The following is a 7,899-nucleotide window of genomic DNA, read 5'->3' on the forward strand; positions in this document are numbered from 1 at the left end:
TCTCGCGCGCCGTCCGCTCCTTGCACCAGGCGGCCACGATGGCGTTGATCTCGTCGGCGTGCTCGGCGCGCCGGGCCATGGTCGTGAAGCGCGCATCGCCGAGCAGGTCCTCGCGCCCCATGGCGCGCGCGAGGCGCGGGAAGAGCCCGTCCCCGGCGGCGATGATACACACGTACTTCCCGTCCCTGGTCTCCCAGTTGTCGAGCGGGGCGGAGTTCCTGAGCCGGTTGCCCTCGCGCTCGCGCACGATGCCCAGGCGGTCGTAGGCCGCCAGCGTGTGCTCCATGATGCGGAGGATCGACTCGTAGAGCGACAGCTCGACCCACTGCCCGCGCGGCGGCGCGCCCGTCTCGCGCGCGCGCCGGTCGCGCTCGTAGAGGGCGGAGACGATCGCGAAGGCGTTGAAGACGCCGGTCAGGTAGTCGGAGACGATGACGCCCGGGCGGACGGGCGGCCGGTCGGGGTAGCCGGTGATGTAGAGGAGGCCGCCGAGCGCGATGCCGTTCCGGTCGAGCCCCGGGCGGTCGCGGTACGGCCCCGTCTGCCCGTACACCGACACGCGCGTCAGGATGATGCCGGGGTTGAGCGCCGAGAGGACGTCGTAGCCGAGCCCCCACGACTCGAGCGTCCCGGGCTGGAAGTTCTCGACCACCACGTCGGCGAGCGGCACGAGGCGCTTGAGCAGCGTCTGGCCCGCGGGCTTGCGGAGATCGCACGTGATCGACTTCTTCCCGCGCCCCTCGACCGCCCAGAAGAGCGAGTGGTCACCCACGAAGGGCCCGATCGAGCGCATGAAGTCGCCCTGCCCCGGCAGCTCGACCTTGATCACCTCGGCGCCCAGGTCGGCGAGCAGCGTGGCGGCGAAGGGCGCCCCGATGCGCGTGCCCAGGTCGAGCACGCGGATGCCGGCGAGCGGGCCCGTCATCGCGCCGCGCCCCGATCGCGCGCGGCGGTGAGCCGCCCCGCGAGCGCGTCCATCGCCGTCTTCGTCCCGTGCATGCGGGGCACGCCCCGGCTATCCCGCGCGGACCGCGGGGTGTCAAGGCGCGCGCTCAGCGCGCGCGCGGCAGGCCGAGCACGCGCTCGGCCAGGATGTTGCGCTGGATCTCCGACGTCCCCGCGAACAGCGACGCGGCTCGGTAGTAGAGGTAGGAGCGTGCCAGGCGGCCGCCCGCGACCGCGTGCGCTCCGGGCTGCCAGCAGAGCCCGACCGGGCCGAGCAGCTCCATCAGCGTGTCGTGCATGCGCTGGCTCATCTCGCTCCAGAAGAGCTTGACGAAGCTCGCCTCGGGGCCGAGCGGCTCCTGGCGCTGGAGGCGGGTCAGCGTGCGCCAGTTGTTGAGGCGCGTGATCTCGACCTCGATCGCGTGCTGCGCGAGGCGCTGGCGCAGCACCCGGTCCGCGCGCCGCGCCGCCTGCCCGTCGACGCCCTCGCGCGCGAGGCGCAGCAGGTCGTCGAGCAGCATGCGGTGCATGACAAGCTGGCGGGGCGAGGTGCCGCGCTCGTGGGCGAGGGTCGTGCTGGCGATCGCCCAGCCCTCGTTCTCCCGGCCGACGAGATGCTCGCGCGGGACGAGCACGTCCTCCAGGAAGACCTCGTTGAACTCCTCGCTGCCCGTCAACTGGCGGAGCGGGCGCACGGTGACGCCGGGCGCCTGCATGTCGCAGATGAAGTAGCTGATGCCCTTGGCCCTGGGCGCCGCCGCATCCGTGCGCGCCAGCAGGATGCCCCAGCGCGCGAACTGCGCGTAGCTCGTCCACACCTTCTGGCCGGTGACGACCCAGCCGTCGCCGCGGCGCTCGGCGCGCGTGCGCAGCGCGGTCAGGTCCGAGCCGGCGCCGGGCTCGGAGAAGAGCTGGCACCAGAGCTCCTCGGCGGGCAGGATCTCCGGGAGGTAACGTCGCTTCTGCTCCTCGGTGCCGTGCGCGACGAGCGTCGGCCCGACCAGGTTCACGCCGATCCGGTTGATGATCTCGGGCGCGCGCGCGGCGGCGATCTCCTCCTGGAAGATGTAGTGCTCGACGACCGAGGCGCCGCGCCCACCGTACTCGCGCGGCCAGTGGATGCCGACCCAGCGGCCCTCGTGCAGCTGCCGCTGCCAGCCGCGCAGGAAGGCGACCTCGTCGGCGAGGGACGCGTGCTCGGCCGGAGGAGGGATGTTCGCGCGGAGCCATTCGCGCAGCTCGGCGCGGAAGGACTCCTCGGCGGGCGTGAAGGCGAGATCCACGAGCGTACTTGCCCGCGCGGGCGCCGGCGCGTCAACCGCGCTCACCGCGCCCGGCGAGGCAACAGCTCGTCGACGGCGATATGAACGCCGGGGAAGGCAACCAGCTCGAGCGTCTCGCCGCGGACGGCGCGACGCTGCTCGGCGTAACGCCGCGCTTGCGGGTCCGGTCCCCGGTAGGCCTCCACGCGGTCGTCGCGCAGGTTGACGATCCAGTACTCGGGGATGCCCGCTCCCGCATAGATCGCCGCCTTGGTGATCCGGTCCTGTACGAGCGAGGAGTCGGCCGCTTCGACGACGAGCAGCGCGGTCCGCGGGTCCGCATCGTCGTAGGCTTCGTGCGGCCCGGGCACCAGAGCGACGTCGGGCTCCGGCGCGGAGTAGAGGCCCAGGATCAAGCATTTCTCCTCGCGCACGAGCGCCCTCTTGCCCACCGCTCCCCGAAACGCATCGGCCACCCGGGTCGTCGCCGACGCGTGCCGCGCATTCGACGGCGCCATTGCAACGATTACCCCCTCCAGCAACTCGACCGGATCGTCGGGCTGCAGCACCCCCTCATCGACGAGCGCGAAGTACCGCTCGACGGTCAAGCGCTCCGGCACGGTCCCGGCGGGAGGGACGGCGACGGCCATGGTGCGAAGCTTACAGAGCGCCGGGCTGCCCCACAACGCCAGCTTACAGGTACGCGGGAGCTACACCACGCCGCGTCGCCGGAACTCCTCGAACTCGGCGGGGCCGATCCCGACCTCCTCCAGCACCGCCGCCGTGTCCGCTCCGAGCGGCGCCGCCGGCGCGTAGCGCGGCGCGACGCCGTCGATCTTGATCGGACACCCGACTTCGCGGAGCCGCCCGAGGCGCGGGTGCTCGACCGCGATCACCATTTCCCGGGCCAGCACCTGCTCGTCGGCGAGCGCCTCCTCGACCGCGTACACGGGCGCGATCGGCACGTGGCCGCGGAGCCGCTCGATCCACTCCGCCGTCGTGTGGCGGAGGAACTCCGCGCGCAGGATCGGGCGGAGCGCATCGCGATGGGCGAGCCGGTCGGGGAAAGTGCGGAAGCGCGCGTCCTCGCGCAGATGCGGGAGGCCCATGCGCTCCACCAGCCGCTCCCAGAACTTCTCCTTCATGCACATGATGACGATCCAGCCGTCGCGCGTCTGGAAGCTCTGGCTGGGGACGAGGCTCTGGTGCGCGCCCTCGGGGAGGCGCTGCGGGCGCCAGTCGCGGTTGAGGGTCCAGATGGCCATGTAGTTGAGCATCGAGATGGCCGTGTCGAGGAGCGAGACGTCGAGGTCGCAGCCGACGCCGGTCGCGCGGGCCCGGTGGAGTCCGATCATGAGCGCCAGCGCGGAGAGGATGCCGCCCGAGAAGTCGACGATCGACACGCCGCACTTGGTGGGCGGCGCGTCGGGCTCGCCGGTGGCGCTCATGAAGCCCGCGTAGGCCTGGAGGAGGTAGTCGTAGCCGGGGTCGCCGGCGCGCGGACCCGTGCGGCCGAAGGCGGAGAGCGAGCAGCAGACGACCCGCGGGTTGGCGGTCTTCAGCGCCGCGTAGTCGAGGCCGAGCTTCCCGGGCAGGTCGCCGCGCATGTTGTTGTAGACGGCGTCCACGCGCGCGACCAGGCGATGCAGCAGATCCGGGCCCTCGGGCCTGCGGAGATTCAGCGTGATGCTGCGCGCGCCGCGGTTGAGCGACTGATAGTAAAGCCCGTCGCGCGCCGCCGGGTCGTTGAAGGGCGGGACCGCGCGCGCCTCGTCGCCGCCCGTGGTCGGGTCCTCCACCTTGATGATCTCGGCGCCCAGGTCGGAGAGGAACATGAGCCCGTACGGCCCCGCCCCGAGCTGCGTGAAGGCGAGGATGCGGACGCCGGCGAGCGGGAGCGGGCCGTTGACACCCACGCAGCGATGCTCCTACATTCGCCGCAGCCGTTCAAACGGGCGAGCGTGAGCGAGGAATACTGATGAGCGTGAGCGAGGAATACTGATGAGCGCGAGCGAAGAATACCGATGACCACGACGGGCGCCTTCAAGGACGTCATCAAGCGCGGCCGCGAGGAGCGGGCGCTCCCCGTGGGCGAGTTCCTCGCCGGCCTCGACCGCTTCATCGCCGAGCACAATCCGTACTCGCAGAGCAAGGTGATCCCCGCGATCGGCGAGGGCCGGGCGAGCCTGGAGATCGTCAAGCGCTACGCGAAGGAGCTCTACTACCTGGGGCTCTGGATGACGCCCGAGTTCCCGCTGCTCATCGCCAACGCCCCCGACACCGACGCGCTCACGCTCGAGGACTCCGAGCACTACGCCCACTGGACGCAGAACTTCGCCGACGAATGCGGGTACCTCCGCGACCCGAACCACGTCCTCATGAAGGTCGAGTACACGCGGGCGCTCGGCATCCCGGACGAGGAGCTGCGCGCCTACGTGCCCATGCCGGAGACGATCGGCTCCGTCTACACCATGCTGTACTACGTACGCCGCTCCTACGAGGAGGGCCTCGCCGCCTTCGGCTACGCGCGCGAGCGGGTGGCGGGCATGAGCGGCTACGCGAAGACGCTCTACGAGGGCCTCCAGCGGCACTACGGCGTGCGCGTGAAGGACCTCGAGGTGCACGCCTACGCCGAGCAGGAGCACGGCGACAAGGCGCTCGAGCTGATGCAGCGCGTGTGCACGAGCGCCCACGTGCAGCGCCGCGTGCGCCAGGCGGTCGAGCACACGATCCTCACCAACGAATGGCGGACGTGGGCCCTCAACCGCTGGCTCGAGGAGCCCGGCGCGCTCGATGGGCCGGCTCGACGGTAGGGTCGCACTCGTCACCGGCGCGGGCCAGGGGATCGGCCGGGGGATCGCGCTCGTCCTTGCCCGCGAGGGGGCGAAGGTGTGCGTCGCCGAGCTGAAGGAGCACCGCGCGGAGCGTACGGTGCAGGAGATCCGCACCGCCGGCGGCGAGGCGCTCGCCATCGTGGCCGACGTCGGGCGCAAGGCCGACGTCGAGCGCATGGTCGAGGAAGGCGTACGCCGCTATGCAAGCCTGGACGTGCTCGTGAACAACGCCCACGGCTTCGGAGCGCGCGCGCCGCTCGAGCAGATCCCGGACGAGCAGTTCGACCTGTCGTGGACGAGCGGCGTCAAGGGTACGTGGTGGGCGATGTGCGCCGCCCGCCCGCACATGGCGGCGCGCGGCTGGGGCCGCATCATCAACATGGTCTCCCTCGCCGCCGACCGCGGCGACGCGGGCCTCGGCGAGTACAATGCCGCCAAGGCCGGCATCGCGGCGCTCACCCGCACGGCCGCGCGCGAGTGGGGCCGACAGGGGATCACGGCGAACGCGATCGCGCCCGGCGCGTGGACCAGGCGCGGGCAGGACTACGCGGCGCGCGACCCCGAGGGCTTCGCCAGAGCGATGGCGGCGCGGCCGATCGGGCGGCTCGGGGATCCGGAGACGGACATCGCGCCGGTGGCGCTCTTCCTCGCGACGGACGACTCCCGGTTCGTCACCGGGCACGTGCTCTACGTCGACGGCGGCGCGCACCTGGGGTAGGGGTCGAGCGCCGCGGCGCCGGCAACGCCGCGCCGCGGCTGGGTCCGCGCGTCCGGTTTGCACCCCCGCGTCGGGGCGGTCTATTGAGTCCCGAGATGGAGAGGACGATGCACGTGATGGAGGCCGTCATCGGGTGCCTGGCGCTCGCCGCGCTCCCGGCATGCGGCCCGAGCGCGCCGGACCTCGACGACGTCAAGCGCGATCAGCGGGAGATCCTCTTCAGGCTCGGACGGCTGGATCGCTCCGTCGAGGGGGCCGCGACGCAGCCCGCGGCGGCCCCCGCAGCGCCCGAGGTGAAGACGTACCCCGACAAGGTCTACGACATCCTCGTCGGCGCCTCGCCGGTGAAGGGGCCGAAGAGCGCGCCGGTCACGATCGTCGAGTTCTCCGACTTCCAGTGTCCGCCGTGCGGCGACTCGCGCGACCTGGTGAAGCAGGTCCTGCAGGCTTACCCGAAGGACGTGAACCTCGTCTACAAGCAGTTCCCGCTCATCGGGGTCCACGACCACGCCCTGGACGCGGCCAAGGCGGCGATCGCAGCGGACAAGCAGGGGAGGTTCTGGGAGATGCACGACGTCCTCTACCAGAACCAGCGCGAGCTGAGTGTCGACAAGCTGACCGAGTACGCCGGCAGGATCGGGCTCGACGTGCCGCGCTGGGTGAAGGACTTCAGCTCGCAGGAGGTGCAGGAACAGGTCGCGAACGAGAGGCGGGACGGGCGCGCCGCCGACGTCGACGCCACGCCCACCTTCTTCGTCAACGGGAAGCGGGTGGGGGAGCGCTCATTCGGCGAGTTCAGGACGATGATCGAGGAGGCCCTGCGTACCAGGCCCGGCAAGAAGGGCTGACCCGGTTGCGGTGCCAGAGGAGCCCGCGCCGATGACGCGGACGGGCGTAAACGGGACGCGTCCTTGCGCCGGGGCGGCGCGCTCCGCCATCCTGTCCGGGCCGATGGCCTCGCCCGGCGACGACTGGGTCGCGTGCCCGCGCTGCCGGACGGCGCTCGAGCGCGCCGTGCGGGGCGGCATCCCGCGGCCGCGCTGCCCGGGCTGCGGCTTCACCTTCTTCGCCAACCCCGGCGTGGGCGCGGCCTGCGTGGTCCGCGACGCCGCGGGGCGCGTGCTCCTCGTCCAGCGGGCACCCGGGCAGTTCGGCGCCGGCCGGTGGTGCTTCCCGTGCGGCTTCGTCGAGTGGGGCGAGGACGTGCGCGGGGCCGCGGCGCGCGAGGCGCGCGAGGAGGCCGGGGTGGAGGTCGTGATCGGCGAGGCGGTCCAGGTCGCGTCCAACTTCCACGAGCCGGAGAAGCCGACCATCGGCGTCTGGTTCGCGGCGACGCTCGCCGATCCCGCCGTACACCCCGTCGCCGGGGACGACGCCGTGGCCGTGGACTGGTTCGACCCGGCCGCCCCGCCCCCGCTCGCGTTCCCGACCGACGCGGCGCTGCTCGAGCGGCTGGCGCGCGGGTAGGGCCTATCGTCGAGACTGCTCGCGCGCGGTGAACTCCACGTCCGTCCCCTCCGCCGCGGCGTCGCCTGGCGTGAGGAAGCGGGCGAAGCGCCGATCGCGCGCCAGGTAGCGCTCGAGGAACGCCGTCGCGTAGCGCCGCGTGAGCGCCTGCTGCCGGGCGAGCTGGCCGGCCGAGAGCCGGCTGTCCATGTCCGTGAAGCCGCTGTGCGTGCCGCCGACGATCTTCACGAGGAACGCGGGCGCCGGGAGCGCGGCGAAGAGCGGGGCCGGGATCAGGTCAAACGGTATGGTCGCGTCCGAGGTACCGCCGGCGACCAGCACCGCGCGCCGCGGCCGGAGCCCGTGGAACGCTTGCCCGTCCGCGCTCCCGGCAAGGGCTGCGAGCGCCACCACGGCGGTCAGGCTCGGGTCGGCGAGGCTCGCGTGCACGACCGCGAAGCCGCCAAGCGAGTGGCCGACGAGTCCCGCGCGCCCGCCACGGACGAGGTGCGCCAGCGCGCGCGCCGGACCGCTCCGATCGTGGAAGGCTCCGCGCAGGAACTCGAGGTCGCGCAGGGGGTCGCCGAAGAGGTCCCCCGGCGGCGCCCCGGCGTCGCAGTCGGCTCGGTTGATGCCCGGGAAGTCGGGGGCCGCCACCAGGAACCCCCAGCTGGCGAGCGGCACGCTCAGATAC

At 72.5% G+C, this 7,899-nt stretch carries 8 protein-coding genes; 4 read left to right on the forward strand and 4 right to left on the reverse strand.

All coding sequences use genetic code 11. The features are described 5' to 3' along the window. The 4 genes from E6J59_01410 to E6J59_01425 all read right to left on the reverse strand — a co-directional run. Nucleotides 1-925: CoA transferase (locus E6J59_01410; GenBank protein TMB23671.1), on the reverse strand; the 925-nt coding region annotated here is incomplete at its 3' end. 127 nt (nt 926-1,052) lie between these two features. Beyond that, nucleotides 1,053-2,228 (reverse strand): acyl-CoA dehydrogenase, encoded by a 1,176-nt coding sequence (locus tag E6J59_01415; GenBank protein ID TMB23678.1) that lies wholly within the window; start codon nt 2,226-2,228, stop codon nt 1,053-1,055. 41 nt (nt 2,229-2,269) lie between these two features. Continuing rightward, nucleotides 2,270-2,857, reverse strand: a complete 588-nt coding sequence (locus tag E6J59_01420) for a Uma2 family endonuclease (protein TMB23672.1) — start codon at nt 2,855-2,857, stop codon at nt 2,270-2,272. A gap of 60 nt (nt 2,858-2,917) precedes the next feature. Continuing rightward, a complete protein-coding gene (locus E6J59_01425; GenBank protein ID TMB23673.1) occupies nt 2,918-4,123 on the reverse strand; it encodes a CoA transferase in 1,206 nt (401 codons plus the stop codon). Between the two features lie 108 nt (nt 4,124-4,231). Between E6J59_01425 and E6J59_01430 the strand changes: the two genes are divergently transcribed. From E6J59_01430 to E6J59_01445, 4 genes are all read left to right on the forward strand, one after another. Further along, nucleotides 4,232-5,020 carry a hypothetical protein gene (locus E6J59_01430; GenBank protein ID TMB23674.1) on the forward strand — a complete coding sequence of 263 codons (789 nt, stop codon included), beginning with the start codon at nt 4,232-4,234 and terminating at the stop codon, nt 5,018-5,020. Continuing rightward, nucleotides 5,001-5,759, forward strand: coding sequence for an SDR family oxidoreductase (locus tag E6J59_01435; GenBank protein ID TMB23675.1), 759 nt, complete (start codon nt 5,001-5,003; stop codon nt 5,757-5,759). Before E6J59_01430 ends, E6J59_01435 begins: the two co-directional genes overlap by 20 nt. A gap of 95 nt (nt 5,760-5,854) precedes the next feature. Further along, nucleotides 5,855-6,607: a hypothetical protein gene (locus tag E6J59_01440; protein ID TMB23676.1), complete on the forward strand. Its 753-nt coding sequence runs from the start codon at nt 5,855-5,857 to the stop codon at nt 6,605-6,607. Nucleotides 6,608-6,638: 31 nt separating this feature from the next. Further along, nucleotides 6,639-7,226, forward strand: coding sequence for an NUDIX domain-containing protein (locus E6J59_01445; GenBank protein TMB23677.1), 588 nt, complete (start codon nt 6,639-6,641; stop codon nt 7,224-7,226). Nucleotides 7,227-7,899 lie beyond the last annotated feature (673 nt).

The organism is Deltaproteobacteria bacterium, assembly GCA_005879795.1.
Lineage (GTDB): Bacteria > Desulfobacterota > Binatia > DP-6 > DP-6 > DP-6.

What these genes read in the sequence shown, in the direction of transcription:
- E6J59_01420 (TMB23672.1), bottom strand. Translation starts at nt 2,857, where the DNA reads ATGGCCGTCGCCGTCCCTCCCGCCGGGACCGTGCCGGAGCGCTTGACC.
- E6J59_01430 (TMB23674.1), top strand. Translation starts at nt 4,232, where the DNA reads ATGACCACGACGGGCGCCTTCAAGGACGTCATCAAGCGCGGCCGCGAG.
- E6J59_01435 (TMB23675.1), top strand. Translation starts at nt 5,001, where the DNA reads ATGGGCCGGCTCGACGGTAGGGTCGCACTCGTCACCGGCGCGGGCCAG.
- E6J59_01440 (TMB23676.1), top strand. Translation starts at nt 5,855, where the DNA reads ATGGAGAGGACGATGCACGTGATGGAGGCCGTCATCGGGTGCCTGGCG.
- E6J59_01445 (TMB23677.1), top strand. Translation starts at nt 6,639, where the DNA reads ATGACGCGGACGGGCGTAAACGGGACGCGTCCTTGCGCCGGGGCGGCG.